Origin of the sequence: Streptomyces sp. NPDC056883 (assembly GCF_042788835.1) — a bacterium.
Lineage (GTDB): Bacteria > Actinomycetota > Actinomycetes > Streptomycetales > Streptomycetaceae > Streptomyces > Streptomyces stoeckheimensis.
In genome coordinates this window covers 1-21,940 of record NZ_JBHUBS010000033.1, presented here as the reverse complement: position 1 = coordinate 21,940, position 21,940 = coordinate 1, and the positions used below count along the sequence as shown (strand labels likewise).

Sequence of the window (21,940 nt, the reverse complement as noted above, 5' to 3'; positions counted from 1 at the left end):
GCTCCCAGCACGCCCTCCCCCACCCGCAGGGCGGGCGTCTTACCCGCCGCATCTCTTCCATGGGAGTCACCACCGTGACCGAAATGACCGACGGCGTCCTGCACACCCTGTTCCGCAGCGAACAGGGCGGCCACGAGCAAGTCGTGCTGTGCCAGGACCGAGCCTCCGGCCTGAAGGCCGTCATCGCGATCCACTCCACCGCCCTGGGCCCGGCCCTCGGCGGTACGCGATTCCACGCGTACGCCTCGGACGAGGAGGCCGTCCTCGACGCGCTGAACCTCTCGCGCGGCATGTCGTACAAGAACGCGCTCGCCGGGCTCGACCTGGGCGGCGGCAAGGCCGTCATCATCGGCGACCCGGACGTCCTGAAGTCCGAGGAACTGCTGCTGGCCTACGGCCGGTTCGTGGAGTCCCTCGGCGGCCGCTACGTGACCGCCTGCGACGTCGGCACCTACGTGGCCGACATGGACGTCGTGGCCCGCGAGACCCGCTGGGCGACCGGCCGCTCCCCCGAGAACGGCGGCGCCGGCGACTCCTCCGTCCTCACCGCCTTCGGCGTCTTCCAGGGCATGCGCGCCAGCGCCCAGCACCTGTGGGGCGACCCGACCCTGCGCGGCCGCAAGGTCGGCATCGCGGGCGTCGGCAAGGTCGGCCACCACCTGGTCGAGCACCTGCTGGAGGACGGCGCCGAGGTCGTCATCACGGACGTCCGCACCGAGTCCGTGCAGAAGATCCTCGACAAGCACCCCGGCAAGGTGACCGCCGTCGCCGACACCGAGGCGCTGATCCGCGTGGAGGGCCTGGACATCTACGCCCCCTGCGCGCTCGGCGGGGCCCTGAACGACGACTCCGTGCCCGCGCTCACCGCCAAGATCGTCTGCGGCGCGGCGAACAACCAGCTCGCCCACCCGGGCATCGAGAAGGACCTCGCGGACCGCGGGATCCTCTACGCCCCGGACTACGTGGTCAACGCGGGCGGGGTCATCCAGGTCGCCGACGAGCTGCGCGGCTTCGACTTCGACCGGTGCAAGGCCAAGGCCGCGAAGATCTTCGACACCACCCTGGAGATCTTTGCGCGTGCGAAGTCGGACGGCATTCCGCCGGCCGCGGCCGCCGACCGCATCGCCGAGCAGCGGATGGCGGACGCCCGCAGCGCGGCGCGCACCGTCTGACCCGCACGACCCGCACGACCCTCACGGGGCCCTGATCGGGGCTTCTGGGCGGCCCGCCGGGGCGCAGCGAGACGGAACTCACTGCGCTTCGGCGGGTCGCCCGTCAGGAAACGGCTAAAATCGCAGCTGACCAGCGAGGACGGGGCGCCTTGCTGGTACTGCACCGGGGCGCGTCATGCGGGCGGCGTACCGTATGGCCGCGGAAGCAGGTACCGTTAAACCCCTACGGACGGTCTCTCCACGGAGAGCCCGCTCCGAACCATGAACGCGTGTCAGACTCTGGGGCCGTCGAGCCCCGTCACCGAGGGGGTCGAGCCATGGGGCGCGGCCGGGCAAAGGCCAAGCAGACGAAGGTCGCCCGCCAGCTGAAGTACAGCAGCGGCGGGACTGACTTGTCGCGTCTGGCCAATGAGCTGGGCGCATCGCACACGGAACCGCTGCCTGTCAGCGAGCCGGTCGTCGATGACGAGCTTGATGATGATGACGAGGACGACCCGTACGCCAAGTACGCGGAGCGCTACAACAGCGATGACGAGGACGAGGACGAAGAGTCCGGTCCGTCCGTCTACCGTCGCGGTGCTTGACGCGCCCATCGGCGTCGAACTCGCGGTGCGCTGATCCTCAGCAGCGGCACACAGCTTCACATGCACGGAAACCCGGTCCAGGGCATCGCCCCGGGCCGGGTTTCCGTGCTGTCCGCACACATCCTGTTCGCACGAACCTGTACGCACTCATGCTGTTCGCGCAGGTGGGAGCCGGTGGTGGCCGGCTCCCCCGAACCGGTCAGCTCGCGTAGTCGCCGGTCATCGTCGCGCCCTCGGTGTGGTCGCCGCGGTCCAGGATCTCGCCCGCGACCCAGGCGTCGACGCCCCGGTCGGCCAGGGCGGTCAGGGCCACGTCCACCGACTCCTGCGGGACCACGGCCATCATGCCGACGCCCATGTTCAGGGTCTTCTCCAGCTCCAGGCGCTCCACCTGACCGGCCTTGCCGACCAGGTCGAAGATCGCGCCCGGGGTCCAGGTCGAGCGGTCGACCGTGGCGTGCAGGTGGTCCGGGATCACCCGGGCGAGGTTGGCCGCGAGGCCGCCGCCCGTGATGTGGGAGTAGGCGTGCACCTCGGCCGTCCGGGTGAGGGCCATGCAGTCCAGCGAGTAGATCTTGGTGGGCTCCAGCAGCTCCTCGCCGAGGGTCCGGCCGAGCTCCTCGACGTGGCCCTCCAGGGACATTCCGGCCCGGTCGAAGAGGACGTGGCGGACCAGCGAGTACCCGTTCGAGTGAAGACCGGAGGACGCCATCGCGATGACGGCGTCGCCCGTACGGATACGGTCCGCGCCCAGCAGGCGGTCGTACTCGACGACGCCGGTGCCGGCGCCCGCCACGTCGAAGTCGTCCGGACCCAGCAGGCCGGGGTGCTCGGCGGTCTCGCCGCCGACCAGGGCGCAGCCGGCCAGGACGCAGCCCTCGGCGATGCCCTTGACGATGGCCGCGACGCGCTCGGGGTGGACCTTGCCGACGCAGATGTAGTCGGTCATGAAGAGCGGCTCGGCGCCGCACACGACGATGTCGTCCATGACCATCGCGACGAGGTCGTGGCCGATGGTGTCGTACACGCCCATGCGGCGGGCGATGTCCACCTTGGTGCCGACGCCGTCGGTGGCGGAGGCGAGCAGGGGGCGCTCGTAGCGCTTGAGGGCGGAGGCGTCGAAGAGGCCGGCGAAGCCGCCGAGGCCGCCGAGGACCTCGGGGCGCTGCGTCTTCTTCACCCACTCCTTCATCAGCTCGACGGCGCGGTCTCCCGCGTCGATGTCCACGCCCGCGGCTGCGTAGCTGGCACCGGTGGTCTTCTCTGTCATGACAGGAGAGAGCTTTCGTGTCGTTGCTGCGTGTGGTGCGAGGCCCTGGAAAAGCCTGAAAGAGAAGGCCCCGCGCAGGTTGAGCAGGATGAGGGGGGAGGGGAGGGGCCGCGGTGCGCGGGCTCGTGCGAGCCCGCGTACCGCGGCGTTGCCTCGGGCCCTACGGGCGCCGGAGGGCGTCGGCGGCGTCGGTGCCGCCGGCCAGCTCCGTCTCCAGGAGCTGCTTGCCCAGGAGCTGCGGGTCGGGCAGCTCCATGGGGTACTCGCCGTCGAAGCAGGCACGGCAGAGGTTGGGCTTCTGGATGGTCGTCGCCTCGATCATCGAGTCGAGCGAGATGTACGAGAGCGAGTCCGCGCCCAGCGACGTGGCGATCTCGTCGACCGTCATGCCGTTGGCGATCAGCTCGGCCCGGGTGGCGAAGTCGATGCCGAAGAAGCACGGCCACTTCACCGGCGGCGAGGAGATCCGGATGTGGACCTCCGCCGCGCCGGCCTCGCGGAGCATCTTGACCAGGGCGCGCTGGGTGTTGCCGCGGACGATCGAGTCGTCGACGACCACCAGGCGCTTGCCCCGGATGACTTCCTTGAGGGGGTTGAGCTTGAGGCGGATGCCGAGCTGGCGGATCGTCTGCGAGGGCTGGATGAAGGTCCGGCCCACGTAGGCGTTCTTGACCAGGCCGACGCCGTACGGGATCCCGCTGGCTTCGGCGTATCCGACGGCGGCGGGCGTCCCGGACTCCGGCGTCGATATCACCAGGTCGGCCTCGGCCGGGGCTTCCTTGGCCAGGCGCCGTCCCATCTCGACACGCGAGAGGTAGACGTTCCGGCCGGCGATGTCGGTGTCCGGGCGCGCCAGGTAGACGTACTCGAAGACACAGCCCTTGGGCTTTGCTTCCGCGAAGCGAGAGGTCCGGAGACCGTTCTCGTCGATCGCGATCAGCTCGCCCGGCTCGACCTCACGGACGAAGCTGGCGCCGCAGATGTCCAGGGCGGCGGTCTCGCTCGCCACCACCCAGCCGCGCTCCAGGCGGCCGAGGACCAGCGGGCGGATGCCCTGCGGGTCACGGGCGGTGTAGAGCGTGCCCTCGTCCATGAAGACGAGCGAGAAGGCGCCCTTCACCTTCGGGAGGACCTTGGTGGCCGACTCCTCGATGGTCAGGGGCTTGCCGTCGTCGTCCGTCTGGCCGGCCAGCAGGGCGGTGACCAGGTCGGTGTCGTTGGTGGCCGCCACCTGGGTGGCACGGCCGTCCTGACGGGGGAGGTCGGCGACCATCTCGGCCAACTCGGCGGTGTTCACCAGGTTGCCGTTGTGACCCAGGGCAATGGAGCCGTGGGCGGTCGCACGGAAGGTCGGCTGAGCGTTCTCCCAGACGGAGGCACCAGTGGTCGAGTAGCGGGCGTGACCGACCGCGATATGACCCTGGAGCGAGCCGAGAGAGGTTTCGTCGAAGACTTGGGAAACGAGGCCCATGTCCTTGAAGACGAGGATCTGGGAACCGTTGCTCACAGCGATGCCCGCGGACTCTTGTCCGCGGTGCTGCAATGCATACAGTCCGAAGTAGGTGAGCTTGGCGACCTCTTCACCCGGAGCCCAGACACCGAAGACGCCACAAGCGTCCTGGGGGCCCTTTTCGCCGGGGAGCAGGTCGTGGTTGAGTCGTCCATCACCACGAGGCACGCCCCCGAGTGTAGGCGAGATCGACCACTGGTCCGAATTGGGGATGCCCGGGAAATGTCACAGCACGCAGGGTGACGAAACCTGTTCGGAAGCCGGTCGTCTCAATATCCGGATTGCCCTGGTTGACAGCCGCCTGTCGTTTCGTACAAGCTCCGGCCCATGCAGCCTCTCGGTGACCGCACCGTCACCCTCGTCGCGCGCCGACACGTGGACCTCGTCCGTGTCGCCAGCGCCATCTGTCGCTGTTCTGCGTAGTCACACGCCGCTTTTCCTTTTCTTTTTCGCCTTTCCCCGCCGCTTTCCGTCCGCATCCGCTCCGCCGTGCCCTGCGCCGTCCCGCGCCGCCCGGAGCCGGACCGCGCCGACGGCCGGCGGGCCCTGCTCTGGAGTACCCGTGACCTCGTACGAACCCAACCTGTCCCGGCGCGCCTTCGGCGGCGCGGTCGGCGCGACCGCGGCCGCCGCCGCGGTGGGGCTGGGCGCCGCCGCCCCGGCCCACGCGGCACCCGCCGAAGCGCAGCACGCCGGCCCGCAGGAACGGGAGTTCCGCGCCGACCGGGGACGCCGCTCCCGCCGCCCGAACATCCTGTTCATCCTCGGGGACGACCTCGGCTGGGCCGACCTGTCCTCCTACGGCTCCCCGAACATCAAGACCCCGAACCTGGACCGGCTCGCCCGCCAGGGCGTCCGCTTCACCGACGCCTATTCGGGCTCCGCGACCTGCTCCCCGACCCGCTTCAGCCTGTACACCGGCCGCTACCCGGGCCGCGCCAAGGGCGGGCTCGCCGAACCCATCGCGGACAAGACGGTGGGCCTGGAGCCGACCCACCCGACGCTCGCCTCGCTGCTGCGCGACTCCGGCTATGCGACGGCGCTGATAGGCAAGTGGCACTGCGGCTACCTGCCCGACTACAGCCCGACCAAGTCCGGCTGGGGCGAGTTCTTCGGCAACTTCGGCGGAGCCCTGGAGTACTACTCCAAGCTGGGCCTGGGCGGGGAGTACGACCTCTACGAGGGCGACGCCGAGTACAAGGACCTGCGCTACTACACGCGGATCCTGACCGAGCGCGCAGCTACGTACGTCTCCCGCGACCACGGAGACAAGCCGTGGCTGCTGAACCTCAACTTCACCACCCCGCACTGGCCGTGGATCGCCGACGGGGACACCGAGGCGAGCGCCGAGGTCACGCGCCGGATCAAGGCCGGTGACGGGCGGGCCCTGTGGCACCAGGACGGCGGCTCGATCGAGAAGTACAAGCAGATGGTGGAGGACCTCGACCGCTCGGTCGGCGAGGTGCTCAAGGCGCTGAAGCGTTCCGGGCAGGAGGAGGACACCCTGGTCTTCTTCTCCAGCGACAACGGCGGCGAGCGCTTCTCCCACAACTGGCCGCTCTCGGGCAACAAGGCCTCCCTCCAGGAGGGCGGCATCCGCGTCCCGAACATCGTCCGCTGGCCCGCCCGGCTCGACGGCGGCCAGGTCAGCCACGTGCCGGTCTTCACCCCCGACTGGACGGCCACCCTGCTGGAACTGGCGGGCACCCGCGCGAACCCGGCGTACCCGCTGGACGGGGTCAGCCTGGCCGGCTACCTGCTGCGCGGCGAGAAGCCCGCCGAGCGCAACCTGTTCTGGCGGGTCCGCGGGGAGCGGGCGCTGCGCCGCGGCGACTGGAAGTACTACCGCGGCAAGACGGGCCGCGACCAGCTCTTCAACCTGGCCGGCGACATCCGCGAGCAGGCCGACAAGGCGGCCCTGGACCCGGCCCGCCTGGCCGAACTCCGCGCGGCCTGGGAGAAGACGGACGCGGGCCTGCTGCCGTACCCGGGCTGATCACCGCCCGTACCGCGCTCCCGGCGAGGTCGTCCCCCGGCGGGATCCACAGCCTGTGGACGGCATGGGGGCGGCTCACTCGACGGCCGAGGCCGCCTTCGCGGTGATTGCGGTGCCCGAAGCGGTCGCCGTGAGGGTGAGGGTGTCGCCCTGGATCTTCCAGTCGAGGGGGCCGGAGGCGAAGAGGGCGGTGAGGGTGCGTTCGAGCTCGCCGGGGCCGCCCTCGCAGGCCATCCGGGTGGTGGTGAGGGGGCCGACGGTGAGCCGGTTGCCCTCGACGGCGGCCGGCGCGTTGAAGCGGTTGCAGCCGAGGCTGCCGCTCACCGTCCCGTCCGCGGCCAGGGTGAAGCGGGCCCGGCCCTCGGCGTCGGCCGGGACCGAGGAGGCGGTCTCGCCCTTGATCAGGGAGTCGACGGTCCACTGCGTGGCGAGGAGCGGGGCGGCGGGCGCCGGGGGCTTCGAGCTCAGGGCGATCACGTTCCCGTCCGGGGCCTTCAACGTGATCTTCTCCAGGCTCCGTTCCACGGTCAGCGGGCCCCGGAACAGCTTGGCGAAGGCCGTCTCGAACGGCAGGTCGGGGCAGGCCATGTCGGTGTGGGCGCCGGGCGAGACGGTCATGGTGGCTGCCGAGTCGAAGACCACCGCGGCGGTGAAGCCGTTGCAGCCGTAGTTGCCGGTGGCCTCGGCCTCGTGGCCCTTGCCGGGTTCCACCGACAGCCGGGCTGCCGCCGGGGCCGGCAGCACCTTGCCGTCGACGGTCAGGCTCTCGACCGACCAGGATCCGGAGAACCCGCGGCCGGGAGACGTCCCCGGCGTCCCGCCGCCGTCACCACAGGCGGTGGCGGTGGCGGACAGCGCGAGTACGGCGACCAGGGCGGCGGGAAGGAGCGGCAGCGTACGCATGCCGATGGGACGCGGCCGGCCGCGAACCGGTTCCCGGATCAGCCCATCAGGGGGAGCAGCGCCGAGAGGTCGGCGCGCTCGCCGCTGGCCCGGACCTGGGCCCCGTCCAGCGCTTCGGCCCAGCTCGTACGGCCGGTGGCGAGCCGGATCCAGGTCAGTGGATCGGTCTCCACCACGTTCGGCGGGGTGCCCCTGGTGTGCCGGGGCCCCTCGACGCACTGCACCACCGCGAACGGCGGGACCCGGAACTCCACCGCCCCGCCCGGAGCCTTGAGCGCGAGGGCGTCGGCGAGCAGCCGGGTGCACGCGGCCAGGGCCTGGCGGTCCACGGGGATGTCCAGTCCGGTGGCGCGGCGCAGGTCGTCGGTGTGCACGACGAGCTCGACGGTGCGGGTGACCAGGAAGTCGGCCAGGGTCATCGCCCCGATCCACAGGTCCAGCACGCGGCTGCCCCGGTTCGCGTCGAGCGCCTCGGCCAGGCGGGCTCCGGCCCGGTCGTAGAGCTCGGCGAGCGGGGCGCCCTCCAGGGTCTCCTTGGCGGCTTCCGCGATCTTCCCGGCGAGCGAGGCCGTCGCGAACGGCCACTCGGCGGCCGACAGTTCGGCGACGGCCGCGGGCGGCCGGGCGAGGCCGCCGGCCAGCGAGTCGGCGATCCACGCGATGTGCGCGGCGAGCTCCGCGACGGACCAGTCCCCGACCCCGCTGGGGCGGGCGAGCTGCTCGGCGTCCAACTCCCGTACGGCGTCCCGTACATGCCCGAACTGCGCGAGGACGGCCGTACGGGTCCTGGCGTGGTCGTAGGTGCGCGGCTTCTTCTTGGCAGGCGGCATGGGGCCGACCCTACGCGGACCGGGCCGCGTGCCGTCAGACCGTCGGAGCCGCCGGCAGGGTGGTCTCGCAGCCCGCCTTCGACGCCGCGCGCAGGGCCGCTTCGCGGGCCAGCGCCGCCAGGGCCCCGGGCTCCCCTCGGTGTGCGCGGTCGCCCTCACGCACGGCGGTCACCCGCAGGAAGGTCACCCCGGCGGACGCGGCCGGGTCGGCGCACTTCGCGGTCACCTCGACGCTGCGGACCCCGAGTTCGAACCGGCTCCCGCCCGGCTCGGCCTCCTTGGAGGAGACCACCACCAGCGAGAAGTAGTCCGCCATCCCCTTCTGCCCCTCGAAGGTCACCTCCCGGCTCAGCGTGCACCCGTGGCCCGCCGTGCCCGTGGCATCCACCTTCCGCCCGCCGCCGCCGAACCGCATCACCGCGTCCGCGTCCACCAGCCCCCCGCAGGCCTCGGTGATCTCCGCCCGGCTGTCCTGGCGGATCACGTACGCGCCGTGGACGAACCAGCCGCCCACCGCCAGAGCCGCCACGCACACGGCCAGCCCGACCCGGCCGCCCGTACCGAGCCTCCAGCCCCTGTTCCCGGACATCCGTCCCCCTTCCCGCGGCCGCCGCCCGTGCGGACGTCCTGCCGGAACGGACGAGCCCCCGCCCGGGAAAGGTTCCGGACGGGGGCTCGGGAAACGCCGGCTCAGGCGAGCAGCGCCGGGATCGTGCCTTCGTGGGCGGTGCGGAGCTCGGCCAGGGGGAGGGTGAACTCGCCCTGGACCTCGATCTCCTCGCCGTCCACGACACCGATCCGGGTCGCCGGCAGGCCCCGCGCACCGCACATGTCGGTGAAGCGGAGCTCCTCGCTGCGCGGGACGGCCACGATGGCCCGGCCCGCGGACTCGGAGAACAGGAAGGTGAAGGCGTCCAGTGCCTCGGGCACCACGATCCGCGCACCGTTGCCGCCGCGCAGGCAGGACTCGGTGAGCGCCTGGATCACGCCGCCGTCGGACAGGTCGTGCGCGGCGTCGATCATGCCGTCGCGCGAGGCCGAGATCAGGATCTCCGCGAGGAGCTTCTCGCGGCCCAGGTCCACCTTGGGCGGCATGCCGCCGAGGTGCTGGTGGACCACCTCGGACCAGGCCGAGCCGCCGAACTCCTCGGCGGTGTCGCCGAGCAGGTACAGCAGCTGGCCGGCCTCCGAGAACGCCATCGGCGTACGGCGGTTGACGTCGTCGATCACACCGAGGACCGCCACGACCGGGGTCGGGTGGATCGCGATGTCGCCCGTCTGGTTGTAGAGGGAGACGTTGCCGCCGGTCACCGGGGTGCCCAGCTCCAGGCAGCCGTCCGCGAGACCGCGGGTGGCCTCGGCGAACTGCCACATGACGTCCGGGTCCTCGGGGGAGCCGAAGTTCAGGCAGTCGGAGATCGCGAGGGGCTTGGCGCCGGTCGCGGCCACGTTGCGGTAGGACTCGGCCAGCGCCAGCTGCGCACCCGTGTAGGGGTCGAGCTTCGCGTAGCGGCCGTTGCCGTCCGTGGACATGGCCACGCCGAGGTTGGTCTCCTCGTCGATGCGGACCATGCCGGCGTCCTCGGGCTGCGAGAGCACCGTGTTGCCCTGGACGAAGCGGTCGTACTGGTCGGTGATCCAGGACTTCGACGCCTGGTTCGGCGACGAGACCAGGGCCAGGACCTGCGCGCGCAGTTCCTCGCCGGTCTGCGGGCGGGGCAGCTTGCCCGCGTCGTCGGCCTGCAGCGCGTCCTGCCAGGAGGGGCGCGCGTACGGGCGGTGGTAGGTCGGGCCCTCGTGGGCGACGGTGCCCGGGGGCACGTCCACGATGAGCTCGCCGTGCCAGAAGATCTCCAGGTGGTCGCCCTCGGTCACCTCACCGATGACGGTGGCGATGACGTCCCACTTCTCGCAGATCTCCATGAAGCGGTCCACGTACTGCGGTTCGACGATCGCGCACATGCGCTCCTGCGACTCGCTCATGAGGATTTCCTCGGGCGAGAGCGTCGCGTCGCGCAGCGGAACGGTGTCGAGGTCGACGCGCATGCCGCCGGTGCCGGCGGAGGCCAGCTCGCTCGTGGCGCAGGAGAGCCCGGCGCCGCCGAGGTCCTGGATGCCCGCGACCAGCTTCTCCTTGAAGATCTCCAGGGTGCACTCGATGAGGAGCTTCTCCTGGAAGGGGTCGCCGACCTGGACCGCCGGACGCTTGGTCGGCTTCGTGTCGTCGAAGGTCTCCGAGGCGAGGACGGACACGCCGCCGATGCCGTCGCCGCCCGTGCGGGCGCCGTAGAGGATGACCTTGTTGCCCGGGCCGGAGGCCTTGGCGAGGTGGATGTCCTCGTGCTTCATGACGCCGATGCAGCCGGCGTTGACGAGGGGGTTGCCCTGGTAGCAGGCGTCGAAGACGACCTCGCCGCCGATGTTCGGCAGGCCGAGGCAGTTGCCGTAGCCGCCGATGCCCGCGACGACGCCCGGCAGGACGCGCTTGGTGTCGGGGTGGTCGGCCGCGCCGAAGCGGAGCGGGTCGACGACCGCGATCGGGCGGGCGCCCATGGCCAGGATGTCGCGGACGATGCCGCCGATGCCGGTGGCCGCGCCCTGGTAGGGCTCGATGTACGAGGGGTGGTTGTGCGACTCGACCTTGAAGGTGACCGCGTAACCCTGGCCGACGTCGACGACTCCGGCGTTCTCGCCGATGCCGACGAGCATGGCGTCGTTCTGCGGGACCTTCTCGCCGAACTGCTTCAGGTGGACCTTGCTGCTCTTGTACGAGCAGTGCTCGGACCACATGACGGAGTACATGGCGAGCTCGGCGCCGGTGGGACGGCGGTCGAGGATCTCGCGGATCCGGGCGTACTCGTCCTCCTTGAGGCCGAGTTCCTTCCAGGGCTGGGAGGCGTCCGGGGTCTCGGTGGCGTTCTTGACGGTGTCGAGGCTCATGCGCTGACCAGCTTCTTCAGGACCGAGGTGAAGAACGGGAGGCCGTCGGTGCGGCCCGTCCCGATCAGCGGCTCGACCGCGTGCTCGGGGTGCGGCATGAGGCCGACGACGTTGCCCGCGGCGTTGGTGATGCCGGCGATGTCGCGCAGCGACCCGTTCGGGTTGACGTCCACGTACCGGAAGGCCACGCGGCCTTCGGCCTCCAGTTCGTCCAGCACCCGCTCGTCGGCCACGTAGCGGCCGTCCATGTTCTTGAGCGGTACGGAGATCTCCTCGCCGGCGGTGTAGTCACCGGTCCAGGCGGTCTCCGCGTTCTCCACCCGCAGCTTCTGGTCGCGGCAGATGAAGTGCAGGTGGTTGTTGCGGAGCATCGCCCCCGGCAGCAGGTGGGCCTCGGTGAGGATCTGGAAGCCGTTGCAGATGCCGAGGACGGGCATGCCGCCCTTGGCCTGCTCGATGATGCTCTCCATCACCGGCGAGAAGCGGGAGATGGCTCCGGCGCGCAGGTAGTCCCCGTAGGAGAAGCCGCCCGCGAGGACGACCGCGTCGACCTGGTGGAGGTCCTTGTCGCGGTGCCAGAGCGATACGGGCTCGGCTCCCGCGAGGCGCACGGCGCGCAGCGAGTCACGGTCGTCGAGCGTTCCGGGGAACGTGACGACTCCGATGCGAGTGGTCACCGTCAGGCCTCGACCTTCACGGTGAAGTCTTCGATGACGGTGTTGGCGAGGAAGGTTTCGGCCATCTTGTGGATGCGGTCGAGGGCGGCCTGGTCGACCGGTCCCTCCACCTCCAGTTCGAAGCGCTTCCCCTGGCGGACGTCGGCGATCCCTTCGAAGCCCAGGCGCGGCAGTGCACGCTGCACCGCCTGGCCCTGGGGGTCGAGGATCTCCGGCTTGAGCATGACGTCGACTACGACGCGTGCCACTGGCACTCCCGATGAGGTGGTTGGTGCGAAGGCGGTTCCCTCAGCGTACCTGGAGGAAATTTCTACGCGGGTAGATATCTCTCTTGTATGATCCTCCACGCCGTTTCGGCTTCACCAACGCTTCGCAAAATCCCCCGGAAAACCACGCGCCCGGCATTGCGGCGGGACACGCGGAGATAATTAACTGGGCTTCGCAATGCAATGAGAATCGGGGTACAAAGGATTCCTCCGTTGCCCCGGCATTTTTCGGTGCACGGCGATGCCAGAAAGATGCATTCCTCCGAAACATCCACACAGGCGACATCACCGCTCCGTCCGCGCACGTCAAGCGGGAGCGGCGTCGCACGAAGGGACCGATATCCGTGGCGCAGCGCGTAGTAGTCACGATCTCCGACGACATCGATGGCGGAGATGCATCGGAAACGGTCGTCTTCGGGCTGGACGGTAAGTCGTACGAGATCGACCTCAATGTGGCCAACGCAAAGAAACTGCGGAAGAGCCTCGCCCCCTTCGTGGCCGCGGGCCGCCGGCAGGCCCGCTCCGGGAAGGCCTTCAAGCACACCTCCATCGCCCCCGACCCGGCGGTCGTCCGGGCCTGGGCCCGCTCCAACCAGCTCGACGTCCCGCCGCGCGGGCGGATCCCCAAGAAGGTCTACGAGGAGTACAACGCCGCTCACTGAGAGCCGATTTGCCATCCACCCCCTGCGGTCCGCTAGTGTGTGGATCACGCCAAGGGGCGCGGCCGCAGGCCGGACCCCGAAGTCGTGCGGGTGTAGTTCAGTAGCAGAACATCCTCCTTCCAGGAGGAAGGCGCAGTGTGCGATCCCTGTCACCCGCTCTGCTCGCTTTACCGACCACGGTTGTGGATCAGGTAGAGTGATGCACGCATCGCACGGCAGTTTGTCGTGAGAAGCATGCGGACGTAGCTCAGTTGGTAGAGCACCACCTTGCCAAGGTGGATGTCGCGCGTTCGAGTCGCGTCGTCCGCTCAGCGTATGAAGGCCCCGGTCAATGACCGGGGCCTTTGTCGTATGCCCGGTTATCTCATGTGACGGCTCCGATGTCACAGCTCCGGGATCCATGACAGGTGTCATGGCCTCGCCGGCCCGGAGCCCGCGAGACTGGGCCCATGAAACTCAGCGGCTGGTGGAAGAACCGCAGCAGCGCGGGGAAGGTCGAGCTGTACACGCGCTGGTCGTTCCACTTCTTCGTGGTCCTCGAGATCCTGTCGATCGGACTGGCCGCGCTCGGGTCGGGGACCGGAGAGGGCTCGGCGTGGGTGCCGGTCCTCCTCTTCCTGACGGTGATCGCGCACTCCGTGCTCGTCGGCTTCCTCTCCTCCCGGTCGCTCGACTGGATCCTGGGCCGGCGCGAGCGCCCGGTACGGCTCGCGGTCGTCGTCACCTCCCTGACCGCCGTCACCGCCCTGGGGGTGCTCGGCCTGCGCGCGGCCGGCCTCACCGGCGACCCGGCGGCGGCCCCGGCCCTCGTCGCCGGCATGACCTGCTTCGCCGCCGGCACGCTCGTCCTGTGCCTGCGCAAGGTCCGGCAGATGCGCTACGTGGCCCCGGCCGCGGCCGCCTTCGCCGGCCTGGCGTACCTCGCCTTCGGGGTCCCGGCCGCCGAGTCCGCGGGGCTGGCCGTCGGGGTGCTGCTGACCAGCGCCCTGATCTGCGCGGCCTGCGGGTTCTCCGGCTGGCTGCTCGACGCCGTGTACGAGCTGGACCGGGCCCGCGAGGTCCAGGCGCAGCTCGCGGTGGCGGAGGAGCGGCTGCGGTTCGGCCGGGACCTGCACGACGTGATGGGCCGCAACCTGGCGGTGATCGCCCTCAAGAGCGAGCTGGCCGTGCAGCTCGCGCGGCGCGAACGCCCCGAGGCCATCGACCAGATGATCGAGGTGCAACGGATCGCCCGGGAGTCCCAGAAGGAGGTCCGCGACGTGGTCCGCGGCTACCGCGAGGCCAATCTCGCGGTCGAGCTGGAAGGCGCGCGCGGGGTCCTGCACGCGGCCGGGATGGACTGCCTCGTCGAGTACGAACAGGGCCGCGAGCTGCCCGCCGAGGCCCAGTCGGCGCTCGGCTGGGTGGTGCGCGAGGCGACGACGAACGTACTGCGGCACGGCGACGCCCGCAGCTGCGTGATCCGGCTGACGGCCGCCCCCTCGGGCGCGCTCACGCTGGTCGTGGAGAACGACGGGGCCCCCAAGGCCCCGGCCGGGCCGCCGGGCTCGGGGCTCGCGGGCCTGCGGGAACGGCTCGCGGTGCTGGACGGCACGCTGGAGGCCGGTCCGGTGGACGGCGGCCGGTTCCGGCTGCGGGCGCAGATCCCCGGCCAGGCGGCCGGTCCGATCCGAGAACTGGAGGCGCGGGCATGAGCCCCGTACGCGTACTGCTGGCCGACGACGAGCATCTGATCCGGGGCGCGCTGGCCGCGCTGCTGGGGCTGGAGGACGATCTGCTGGTCGTCGCCGAGGCCGCCTCGGGGCCGGAGGCCCTCGCAATGGCGCGGGCCCACCGGCCCGACGTGGCGGTGCTGGACCTGCAGATGCCGGGGGCCGACGGTGTGAGCGTGGCCACATCCCTGCGGGCCGAACTCCCCGACTGCAAGACCATGATCGTGACCAGCCACGGGCGGCCCGGACACCTGAAGCGGGCCCTCGAGGCGGGCGTACGGGCCTTCGCGCCGAAGACCGTTTCGGCGCAGCGGCTGGCCGAGCTGATCCGTACCGTGCACGCCGGAGGCCGTTACGTGGACCCGGAGTTGGCGGCCGACGCGATCAGCGCGGGCGACTCCCCGCTGACCGCCCGCGAGGCCGAGGTACTGGAACTGGCGGGGGACGGGGCGCCGATCGCGGAGATCGCGGAGCGGGCCTCGCTGTCCCCGGGGACGGTACGGAACTACCTGTCCTCGGCGGCCACCAAGCTGGGCGCCGAGAACCGGCACACGGCAGTGCGTCTCGCACGGGCCCGGGGTTGGGTATAGTAGTTCTCGCGCTACGGCGCACCTGCGGACATAGCTCAGTTGGTAGAGCACCACCTTGCCAAGGTGGATGTCGCGCGTTCGAGTCGCGTTGTCCGCTCAGTAGTGAAGAAGCCCCGGTCCTCGGACCGGGGCTTCTTTCGTTTCCGGACCCGTTTCGTTTCCGGACCTGGCCGCATGATGAAGGGGCCCCGTTTCCGGGGCCCCTTCACCGTTCTCGCCTCAGGCCCAGGTCTGGCCGGTGAGGCGCTCGTAGGCCTCGACGTAGCGGGAGCGGGTCTGCTCCACGACCTCCTGCGGGAGGGCGGGCGGCGGGAGTTCGCCCTTGGAGTCCCAGCCGGAGGCCGGGGAGGACAGCCAGTCGCGGACGTACTGCTTGTCGAAGGACGGCTGGGCGTGGCCCGGCTCCCACAGGTCGGCCGGCCAGAAGCGCGAGGAGTCCGGGGTCAGCACCTCGTCGGCGGCGACCAGGTTGCCGTCCTTGTCGAAGCCGAACTCGAACTTGGTGTCCGCCAGGATGATCCCGCGGTCACGGGCGATGTCCCGGGCCCGGCCGTACACGGCGAGGGTGGTCTGGCGCAGCAGGGCGGCCGTCTCGGCGCCCTGGGTCCGCGCGACCTCCTCGTAGGAGACGTTCTCGTCGTGCTCGCCAACCTCGGCCTTGGCGGCCGGGGTGAAGATCGGGGCGGGCAGCTCGGAGCCGTCGACCAGGCCCTCGGGCAGGGCCAGTCCGCAGACCGTACAGGTCTTCACGTACTCGGCGAGGCCCGAGCCGGTCAGGTAGCCGCGGGCCACGCACTCGACGGGGACCATGTCGAGGTTCTGGCAGACCAGGGCGCGGCCGGCCCAGTCGGCGGGGGCGCCGGCGGGCAGCTCGGTGCTGATGACGTGGTTCGGGACGAGGTCCGCGAGCTGGTCGAACCACCACAGGGAGAGCTGGGTCAGGATCCGGCCCTTGTCCGGGATCTCGGTGGGCAGCACCCAGTCGGCGGCGGAGATGCGGTCGCTGGCGACCATGACGAGATGGCCGTCCTCGTCGCGGTAGAGGTCGCGGACCTTGCCGGTGTGGAGGTGGACGAGGCCGGGCACCTGGACCGGCTCGGGCTTTTCGACGAATCCGGGCACGGAGTCTCCCTGTGGTTCTGTACGAGCGCGCGGCCCATTCTCCCGCACCTGACCACGACCGCGGACAACGGGTCCGGTCAGTCCCTCTTGCAGATCCGGTCGAGGAGATTGGCGGTCGCCCGCTGGACCCGCTCGTCCACGTGCCCGGGGCGGTCGAGGGCCGGGGACCAGGCGAAGGTGCCGGACGCGAAGACCAGCGCGCCGCTGGGGGCCCGGTAGAGGGAGGTCTCCTGGTGGCGGCGGTGGCCGTCGCCGTCCTCGTACGGGGAGTGCGCGAGCAGGATCCGGCTCTGGTGCTCGGGGAGCTGCGTGCGCGGGAAGTACCGGTCGGCCTCGCCCGCGACCAGGCCGGGCAGTTCGTCGTTCTCGGCGGCTCCGGTGGAGTCCCAGAGCCAGTGCGTGGCATTGCGCACGATGAGCGGAGCGGGCTCGGGGACCCGTCCCGCGTACTGGATGCCGAGCAGTTGCTGCTCCGGGCGGTCCACCTCGCGCCAGAGGGTGGGGCGGCCCGGACCGCGGCGTTTTCGACAGGTGAGGAGCCGGTCGTCGACTCCGGAGGGCGAGGGGGAGAGCTCGACCTGCCAGTACATGGTGTTGGCCGAGAGGAAGACGAGCGAGGTCCCGTGGTCGCGGGCGCGCTCGACCGTGCGGCGCATGGGACCGGACCAGTACTCGTCGTGACCGGGGAAGACCAGGCCCCGGTAGCGGGTGGGGTCCACGCGGCCGGCGTGCAGGTCGCGGGCGTCGGCGTAGGCCAGGTCGTAGCCGTAGCGCTCGGCCCAGCGGATGAAGTCGTAGGCGTGGCCCACGTGCAGGGGCAGGCCCGCGCCGGCGTAGGGGCGGTCGAAGGAGACGGTGATGGCGGCATCGCGCTCGCCGAGCAGCCGCCCCTCCTCGTCCCAGGCGTGGTAGAGGCTCGCGCCCGTTCTGCCGTCCTCCGGGTAGAGGTTGTAGGCCTGCCAGGTGATGTCGGGCAGCAGGAGCAGCAGATCGGCCGGGTGGTCGTCGCGCACCGTGAAGGGGATGTGCGAGCGGTATCCGTCGGCGGTCGTCAGGACCGCCACGTAGGCGCCGATGCTCCAGTACGAGGGGACCTGGAGCCGCCAGGACAGCCACCAGTGGTGGCAGGAGACGGTGCGGTCGGCGGTCAGGGGTGCGGGCTGGACGATGCCGGAGAGCCGGGGACTGGTGGTGATCTTGGAGGCGCCGTCGCCGCCGTAGTGCCCGATGCGGTAGACGTCCACGGAGAACTGCTGGGGCGGGTCCACGGTGATGTGGAAATCGATGGCCTCACCGGGCGTGACGGCTCCGGTGGAGGCGAACCCCTTGATCTGCCGGTGCACGTCGTCGGCGGTGCGGGGGCCGCCCGCGCCACGGGCGCGGGGGATCTGCTGCCCCGGACCGGCGGCCACGGCCGGGTCCACGTACCAGGGCACGACCTGCCCGTTGTCGTCGTAGTAGAGCTCGCTCCCCCGGAACCACGGCAGGGGGCCCTGGCCGAAGGGATCGGTCACCGCGTGCGCGAGCGCACCCGACTCCCAACGCCTGATCTGCTCCGCACCCATACCGCTGCTCCCCTCCCTCGCTCCCCCGAACGCCGCGACCGGTCCCCAGCACATCACATAACGCACGCACTCCGTCACCGTTCGTCGCGAAAACTTCACCGGGGATCCCGACGGAGCCCGGCCCCGGGGCCGGAGGGGCCAGGGGGCCCAGCGAGGCCCGCGGGGCTAGACCAGGCGGACCGGCTTCTCCGGACGTACGCCGACCTCCGCGAGCCAGTCCCGGAGCGGGCCGGGGTCCCGGTCCTCCACGAGCGACAGCACCGGTCCGGCGAGATCGGCCCGCCGCACCCCGGCCACCAGCAGGACCGGCCCGTCCAGCCAGTCCAGCCCGGGCTCGCCTCCCGCGGAGTCGACCGCGGCGCAGCACACCAGCGCCACGACGTGGTCCGCCAGCAGGTCCCGCCCGCTGCGCGGAGCCTCCAGCGGGAACAGCGGCAGCGCGTCGGCCCCGCGGCCCGCGGCGGCGGCCGCCACGGCGGGGACGGCCTCTCGCGCCAGATCACCGCTCAGCCGGCCCGCCAGGGCATCGGCGTCGGCATCGGCGCCGGCAGCGAGATAGGTCAGCACCCGCTCCACCGTGGAGGCGGCGGGCACCGACGGGGCCGACAGCGCGTCCAGGGCGGCCAGCAGGCGGGCCGCCTCCGTGCGCCACTTGCGGTCGACGACCTCCTCCGGATAGGCCGCCCAGTCCACCGGCGACCAGTCCGGACCGGCTTCGGCCGGTCCGCCGTGGAACAGCCGCGCGGCCAGCAGCGAGGCGGCCTCGTCCACCGCACCCGGCTGGTCCAGCAGATCGCACGCCGGGCGCTCGCCCAGGCGCGAGGTGAACCCGTCGGCCAGCCGGTCGCGCCGGGACAGCTCGGTCAGTGCGGAGACGACGCCCGCGTCCAGGTGCGCCGGCCAGCGGCCCATCCGCCAGGCGGGCAGGGCGACGCGGGTCAGCAGGCGGTCCCAGCCGGCGTACGCCAGCCCGACCTGTTCCTGGGCGACGATGCGCAGTGCGTAGTCCACACCCTGTGCACGGTCCGATGCGGCGGCGGCGACCCCGCGCTCCATCTCGGCGGCGTCCACCCGGCACAGCCGCAGCAGCAGCCGGGCGGGGGCGGCGATCCAGCCGAGGAAGCGCCGGCCGCCCACGTCCACGGCGGCGTCCAGGCCCCGTACGAATCCACGTGCGTCGGCTATGTCCGGGTGCGCGGAGGGGCCGGTACCGGCGACGACGGGCGCGAGGACGGCCCGGAGCTCGGCGACCCTCATCCACCACAGGAACGGCGAGCCGATCACCAGCACCGGGGCGGCGCCGGGCTCGGACTCCGGGCCACCGGCTCCGGCGGCCCCACCGGATATGGCCGTGCGGCCGCGGGCACGGCGGTGCGCCGCGTGCGTGCGGTCCTCCAGCCAGCTGTCGCAGTCGGGGGTCAGGGCTATCGCGGAGGGCGCCGGAACGTCCATCCGGTCCGCCAGGTCCCGTACGAGCCGGTAGAGATCGGGGGCGGCGGACTCCGACAGCGGCACGGTCGGGGTCATGGCGGGGCTCGCCCGCAGCACGACGGCGGCGAAGATCCCGCCGACGAGCAGGACGAAGGCGGCGACGGCGCACACGGCGAGGGTCACGGCGGGCCAGGGGTCACCGGCGAGCCGGCCCGTCGTACGGGCGCTCACCAGCACCACGGCCACGGCGGCGGGCAGCAGCCCGACGGCCAGCGCCCTGCTGCGCACACGCAGCACGGCCAAGGCACGGGAACGCGCGGACGGCGTACCCACTTCAGCGATCGAACCGGTTCCGGACACGGCCGGACCTCACCCCCTCTGCCATGCGGCGGCGTTGCTCACTCCCCCACTGTGACACCGCCCACTGACATCGCAATGCCGGTGGGCCATGTGCCGGAATGAGAGCCGGAATGCTTGCGCCGCACCATAGTTGGGACACGGGCGGCCGTCAGGCAGACCGGGTGACGATCACCCGATGGAATGGCTTTGGGTAAAGCTGGGTGCGTTCGAACGCGGCCGGATGCACTCGCACGCGAGCATGCACGCGGGCCCGGCCGCACCGAGTGCGCACCGGGCCCGCTTCCGTGAAATCCCGCTGATCAGCGACCTTCAGGGCTGTTCAGCGCTGTTCTGCGGCCTTCGCCGCGATGTCCGTGCGGTACTGCGAACCGTCGAGCCCGATCCGCGCGACCGCCTTATACGCCCTGTCGCGGGCCTCCGCCAGATCGGAACCGGTCGCCGTCACCGACAGCACGCGTCCACCCGCGCTGACGACGGCGTCGCCCTCGGTACGGGTCCCGGCGTGCAGGACGTACGCGTACGGGGCGTCCAGCTCGGCCACCTCGGCCAGGCCCGTGATGGGGTCCCCGGTGCGCGGGGTCTCCGGGTAGTTGTGCGAGGCGATGACCACGGTGACGGCCGCGTCCTCGCGCCAGCTGAGCGGGGGCAGGGTGTCCAGGGTGCCGTTGGCGGAGCCCAGCAGCACGCTCGCGAGCGGGGTGCGCAGCCGGGCCAGGACCACCTGGGTCTCGGGGTCGCCGAAGCGGGCGTTGAACTCGATGACCCGCACGCCGCGCGAGGTGATCGCGAGGCCCGCGTAGAGCAGCCCGGAGAAGGGGGTGCCGCGGTGGCGCAGCTCGTCCACGGTCGGCTGCAGGACGGAGGCCATGACCTCGTCGACGAGCTTCGGGTCGGCCCAGGGGAGGGGCGAGTACGCGCCCATGCCGCCGGTGTTGGGGCCCGCGTCGCCGTCGAGCGCGCGCTTGAAGTCCTGCGCGGGCTGGAGCGGCAGCACGGTGACGCCGTCGGTGATGGCGAAGAGGGAGACCTCGGGACCGTCGAGGAACTCCTCGATGACCACGCGGTCGCAGCCCAGCGCGTGGGCGCGGGCGGCGGCCCGGTCGTCGGTGACCACGACGCCCTTGCCGGCGGCGAGGCCGTCGTCCTTGACCACGTACGGGGCGCCGAAGGCGTCGAGGGCCTCGTCCACCTCTTCGGGGGTGGTGCACACGTAGCTGCGGGCCGTCGGGACTCCGGCGGCCGCCATCACGTCCTTGGCGAAGGCCTTGGAACCCTCCAGCTGCGCGGCTTCGCCGGACGGGCCGAAGACGGGGATGCCCACCGCGCGCACGGCGTCGGCGACTCCGGCGACGAGCGGGGCCTCCGGGCCGACGACGACCAGGTCGGCGCGGAGCTCGGTGGCGAGGCGGGCGACGGCTTCGCCGTCGAGCGGGTCGACGGGGCGGAGCTCGGCCACCTCGGCGATGCCGGCGTTGCCGGGAGCGCAGTACAGCGCGTTGACGTCGGAATCGAGGGACAGAGAGCGGCACAGGGCATGTTCGCGGGCGCCGCCGCCGATGACGAGGACCTTCACGCCATGAAGACTAGCCCGCGTTCCCGGGTGCCCTTCGTGCGGGCACCCAAGCCGGACCCCCTATTCGTTCGTATATTCCTCTACAACGGTGGCTCCGAGCTCGCGCACGATCAGGTCGTGTCCGCTCAGTGCGGTGTCGACGAGGTCCGGGTCGTCGGCCTCCGCGATGTCGTCCTCGGGGGCGACCGGCGGGGGCGCCTGGTGGGTCGGCTGGTGCTGCTGGGACTGCTGCTGCTGGTACGACTGCTGCTGAGGCTGCTGGGACTGTTGCGGCTGCTGCTGGTACGCCTGCTGGTTCTGCGGGGGCTGCTGCGCCTGTTGGGGCTGCTGGTACGCCTGCTGGTTCTGCTGCGGGGCCTGCTGGGCCGGCGGCTGGTTGTAGGCGGGCGCGGCCGGAGCGCCGTACGAGGACCCGGACACGGGGGCCAAGGGCTGGGCTCCCCCGCCGACCACGGCCTCGATCTTCCAGGTGACCTGGAACTGCTCGGCGAGCACCGCCTTGAGCACGTCCTCGCTGCCGCTGCTCGCGAAGTTGTCGCGGGCTCCGGCGTTGGGGAAGCCGAGTTGGAGGGTGGTGCCGTCGAAGCCGGCCACCTGGGCGTTCTGGCTGAGCAGGATCCAGGTGAAGCGGCGGCGGTTCTTCACGGCGTCCAGCACGGCCGGCCACATGGCCTGGATCTGCCCGGCGCCGGCGGCCATGCCGGGGGCCGGGGCGGCGGGCGCGGCGGCGGGCGGGGCCGCGGGGGCCTGGGCAGCTGCCGCCGGGGCGGCTGCGGG

Annotated in this window: 19 protein-coding genes, 3 tRNA genes and 1 pseudogene; 10 read left to right on the top strand and 13 right to left on the bottom strand. The window is 71.5% G+C overall.

All coding sequences use genetic code 11. The features are described from left to right. Window positions 1–74: 74 nt before the first annotated feature. Complete coding sequence (locus tag ACFRU2_RS40540; protein WP_382981338.1) at window positions 75–1,172, top strand: Leu/Phe/Val dehydrogenase; 1,098 nt, start codon at window positions 75–77, stop codon at window positions 1,170–1,172. 317 nt (window positions 1,173–1,489) lie between these two features. Further along, complete coding sequence (locus ACFRU2_RS40535) at window positions 1,490–1,756, top strand: DUF3073 domain-containing protein (protein ID WP_243341155.1); 267 nt, start codon at window positions 1,490–1,492, stop codon at window positions 1,754–1,756. 199 nt (window positions 1,757–1,955) lie between these two features. On the opposite strand, the gene purM is transcribed toward ACFRU2_RS40535, so the two are convergent. Then, on the bottom strand, window positions 1,956–3,026 hold the full coding sequence (gene purM / locus ACFRU2_RS40530) for a phosphoribosylformylglycinamidine cyclo-ligase (protein WP_382981337.1): 1,071 nt from the start codon (window positions 3,024–3,026) through the stop codon (window positions 1,956–1,958). A 160-nt stretch (window positions 3,027–3,186) separates the two neighbouring features. After that, the gene (gene purF / locus ACFRU2_RS40525) at window positions 3,187–4,704 is read right to left on the bottom strand and encodes an amidophosphoribosyltransferase (RefSeq protein ID WP_382981336.1); all 1,518 of its coding nucleotides are present in this window, start codon (window positions 4,702–4,704) and stop codon (window positions 3,187–3,189) included. 159 nt (window positions 4,705–4,863) lie between these two features. Between purF and ACFRU2_RS40520 the strand changes: the two genes are divergently transcribed. Continuing rightward, the gene (locus ACFRU2_RS40520) at window positions 4,864–4,959 is read left to right on the top strand and encodes a putative leader peptide (protein WP_323187867.1); all 96 of its coding nucleotides are present in this window, start codon (window positions 4,864–4,866) and stop codon (window positions 4,957–4,959) included. 139 nt (window positions 4,960–5,098) lie between these two features. Next, window positions 5,099–6,532, top strand: a complete 1,434-nt coding sequence (locus ACFRU2_RS40515) for a sulfatase (RefSeq protein ID WP_382981335.1) — start codon at window positions 5,099–5,101, stop codon at window positions 6,530–6,532. Window positions 6,533–6,607: 75 nt separating this feature from the next. Here the strand turns inward: ACFRU2_RS40515 and ACFRU2_RS40510 are convergent, their stop codons facing one another. From ACFRU2_RS40510 to purS, 6 genes are all read right to left on the bottom strand, one after another. After that, window positions 6,608–7,435, bottom strand: coding sequence for an META domain-containing protein (locus tag ACFRU2_RS40510; RefSeq protein ID WP_382981334.1), 828 nt, complete (start codon window positions 7,433–7,435; stop codon window positions 6,608–6,610). 38 nt (window positions 7,436–7,473) lie between these two features. Next, on the bottom strand, window positions 7,474–8,265 hold the full coding sequence (locus tag ACFRU2_RS40505; RefSeq protein WP_382981333.1) for a sterol carrier family protein: 792 nt from the start codon (window positions 8,263–8,265) through the stop codon (window positions 7,474–7,476). Window positions 8,266–8,299: 34 nt separating this feature from the next. Continuing rightward, on the bottom strand, window positions 8,300–8,854 hold the full coding sequence (locus ACFRU2_RS40500; protein WP_382981332.1) for a hypothetical protein: 555 nt from the start codon (window positions 8,852–8,854) through the stop codon (window positions 8,300–8,302). Between the two features lie 101 nt (window positions 8,855–8,955). Next, a complete protein-coding gene (gene purL, locus ACFRU2_RS40495) occupies window positions 8,956–11,205 on the bottom strand; it encodes a phosphoribosylformylglycinamidine synthase subunit PurL (protein WP_382981331.1) in 2,250 nt (749 codons plus the stop codon). Next, on the bottom strand, window positions 11,202–11,882 hold the full coding sequence (purQ, locus tag ACFRU2_RS40490; RefSeq protein WP_250751956.1) for a phosphoribosylformylglycinamidine synthase subunit PurQ: 681 nt from the start codon (window positions 11,880–11,882) through the stop codon (window positions 11,202–11,204). The genes purL and purQ overlap by 4 nt, the downstream gene beginning before the upstream one ends. 2 nt (window positions 11,883–11,884) lie before the next feature. Beyond that, a complete protein-coding gene (purS, locus tag ACFRU2_RS40485; RefSeq protein WP_008740952.1) occupies window positions 11,885–12,136 on the bottom strand; it encodes a phosphoribosylformylglycinamidine synthase subunit PurS in 252 nt (83 codons plus the stop codon). Between the two features lie 356 nt (window positions 12,137–12,492). On the opposite strand from purS, the gene ACFRU2_RS40480 reads away from it, so the two are divergent. The 6 genes from ACFRU2_RS40480 to ACFRU2_RS40455 all read left to right on the top strand — a co-directional run bounded on the left by ACFRU2_RS40480 (window position 12,493) and on the right by ACFRU2_RS40455 (window position 15,209). Next, window positions 12,493–12,810, top strand: a complete 318-nt coding sequence (locus tag ACFRU2_RS40480; protein ID WP_274548396.1) for an Lsr2 family protein — start codon at window positions 12,493–12,495, stop codon at window positions 12,808–12,810. Between the two features lie 86 nt (window positions 12,811–12,896). Continuing rightward, window positions 12,897–12,968: transfer RNA gene (locus ACFRU2_RS40475), tRNA-Gly, on the top strand. A 78-nt stretch (window positions 12,969–13,046) separates the two neighbouring features. Then, a tRNA-Gly gene (locus ACFRU2_RS40470) sits at window positions 13,047–13,119 on the top strand. Between the two features lie 140 nt (window positions 13,120–13,259). Further along, the gene (locus ACFRU2_RS40465) at window positions 13,260–14,504 is read left to right on the top strand and encodes a sensor histidine kinase (protein ID WP_382981330.1); all 1,245 of its coding nucleotides are present in this window, start codon (window positions 13,260–13,262) and stop codon (window positions 14,502–14,504) included. Further along, entirely contained in the window at window positions 14,501–15,112 is a 612-nt protein-coding gene (locus ACFRU2_RS40460) for a response regulator (RefSeq protein WP_382981329.1), read from the top strand. The genes ACFRU2_RS40465 and ACFRU2_RS40460 overlap by 4 nt, the downstream gene beginning before the upstream one ends. A gap of 24 nt (window positions 15,113–15,136) precedes the next feature. Further along, window positions 15,137–15,209, top strand: a tRNA-Gly gene (locus ACFRU2_RS40455). Window positions 15,210–15,331: 122 nt separating this feature from the next. On the opposite strand, the gene ACFRU2_RS40450 is transcribed toward ACFRU2_RS40455, so the two are convergent. The 5 genes and pseudogenes from ACFRU2_RS40450 to ACFRU2_RS40430 all read right to left on the bottom strand — a co-directional run. Next, complete coding sequence (locus tag ACFRU2_RS40450) at window positions 15,332–16,234, bottom strand: phosphoribosylaminoimidazolesuccinocarboxamide synthase (protein WP_382981328.1); 903 nt, start codon at window positions 16,232–16,234, stop codon at window positions 15,332–15,334. Between the two features lie 77 nt (window positions 16,235–16,311). Continuing rightward, window positions 16,312–17,799, bottom strand: a complete 1,488-nt coding sequence (locus tag ACFRU2_RS40445; protein ID WP_382981327.1) for a N,N-dimethylformamidase beta subunit family domain-containing protein — start codon at window positions 17,797–17,799, stop codon at window positions 16,312–16,314. Between the two features lie 165 nt (window positions 17,800–17,964). Beyond that, window positions 17,965–19,590: a hypothetical protein gene (locus tag ACFRU2_RS40440; RefSeq protein WP_382981326.1), complete on the bottom strand. Its 1,626-nt coding sequence runs from the start codon at window positions 19,588–19,590 to the stop codon at window positions 17,965–17,967. Between the two features lie 319 nt (window positions 19,591–19,909). After that, window positions 19,910–21,163: a phosphoribosylamine--glycine ligase gene (gene purD, locus ACFRU2_RS40435; protein ID WP_382981325.1), complete on the bottom strand. Its 1,254-nt coding sequence runs from the start codon at window positions 21,161–21,163 to the stop codon at window positions 19,910–19,912. Window positions 21,164–21,223: 60 nt separating this feature from the next. Next, window positions 21,224–21,940, bottom strand: a pseudogene (locus tag ACFRU2_RS40430) (DNA polymerase III subunit gamma and tau); the annotation flags it as partial.